Origin of the sequence: Methylomonas sp. LWB, assembly GCF_001856095.1 — a bacterium.
GTDB lineage: Bacteria > Pseudomonadota > Gammaproteobacteria > Methylococcales > Methylomonadaceae > Methylomonas > Methylomonas koyamae_A.
Genome location: NZ_MKMC01000074.1, coordinates 1 through 1,264, shown reverse-complemented (window position 1 = coordinate 1,264; position 1,264 = coordinate 1). Strand labels below are relative to the sequence as shown.

The window sequence follows — 1,264 nt, the reverse complement described above, 5'->3', positions numbered from 1 at the left end:
GACGCCGCGCGGGCGAATCAGCGAACGGCGGCGGCGCAGTTTGAATAAAGCGCGGAAAAACCAGATAGGCCTATCCGGTGACATGGCCCTACTGGGCGAATTTTGGCAGGTATTAACCGAGAATTTGGCGCGAAAACATGGCACCGGGCCGGTTCATAGCTTGAGCGAAATCACGATGCTCGCCGAGCGTTTTCCCGATCAAATTCAAATCGTTTGCGGCACCCACCAAGACCAAGTCGTCGCCGGCGTTTTATTGTTTATCACCGCGACCTGTATTCATACTCAATATATCGCCGCGAATGACATCGGCTATCAATTTTCCGCACTGGACGCGGTGTTCGACTTCTGCATTACCAAGGCCGTCAGCGACGGAAAGCGTTGGCTCGACTTTGGTATCTGCAACGAGCAGGCCGGCAAAGTGCTGAATGAGGGACTTTATAAATTCAAAACGGAATTTGGCGGAGGAGGAACCGTACATGAGTTCTTCGAGATCCCATTAACCGGAGAAGAAAATGTCGATTAACGATTGCAAAATCATCGAATTACCCCGCATCCCGGATGCCCGCGGCAACTTGACCTTTATCGAGGCGGGGCGCCATGTTCCGTTCGAGATCAAGCGCACCTATTACCTAGACGCCGCGCGGGCGAATCAGCGAACGGCGGCGGCGCAGTTTGAATAAAGCGCGGAAAAACCAGATAGGCCTATCCGGTGACATGGCCCTACTGGGCGAATTTTGGCAGGTATTAACCGAGAATTTGGCGCGAAAACATGGCACCGGGCCGGTTCATAGCTTGAGCGAAATCACGATGCTCGCCGAGCGTTTTCCCGATCAAATTCAAATCGTTTGCGGCACCCACCAAGACCAAGTCGTCGCCGGCGTTTTATTGTTTATCACCGCGACCTGTATTCATACTCAATATATCGCCGCGAATGACATCGGCTATCAATTTTCCGCACTGGACGCGGTGTTCGACTTCTGCATTACCAAGGCCGTCAGCGACGGAAAGCGTTGGCTCGACTTTGGTATCTGCAACGAGCAGGCCGGCAAAGTGCTGAATGAGGGACTTTATAAATTCAAAACGGAATTTGGCGGAGGAGGAACCGTACATGAGTTCTTCGAGATCCCATTAACCGGAGAAGAAAATGTCGATTAACGATTGCAAAATCATCGAATTACCCCGCATCCCGGATGCCCGCGGCAACTTGACCTTTATCGAGGCGGGGCGCCATGTTCCGTTCGAGATCAAGCGCACCTATTACCTA

At 52.4% G+C, this 1,264-nt stretch carries 4 protein-coding genes; all 4 read left to right on the top strand.

Annotation, left to right across the window (positions count from 1 at the left end; all coding sequences use genetic code 11):
- Window positions 1–523 (top strand): GNAT family N-acetyltransferase (locus BJL95_RS20770; protein WP_139306289.1); only part of this gene is annotated, 523 nt, incomplete at its 5' end.
- Entirely contained in the window at window positions 513–680 is a 168-nt protein-coding gene (locus BJL95_RS24265; RefSeq protein WP_083386187.1) for a WxcM-like domain-containing protein, read from the top strand. The genes BJL95_RS20770 and BJL95_RS24265, both read left to right, overlap by 11 nt.
- The gene (locus BJL95_RS20765) at window positions 673–1,155 is read left to right on the top strand and encodes a GNAT family N-acetyltransferase (RefSeq protein WP_175463737.1); all 483 of its coding nucleotides are present in this window, start codon (window positions 673–675) and stop codon (window positions 1,153–1,155) included. The genes BJL95_RS24265 and BJL95_RS20765 overlap by 8 nt, the downstream gene beginning before the upstream one ends.
- Window positions 1,145–1,264: WxcM-like domain-containing protein (locus tag BJL95_RS26130; RefSeq protein WP_175463646.1), on the top strand; the 120-nt coding region annotated here is incomplete at its 3' end. The genes BJL95_RS20765 and BJL95_RS26130, both read left to right, overlap by 11 nt.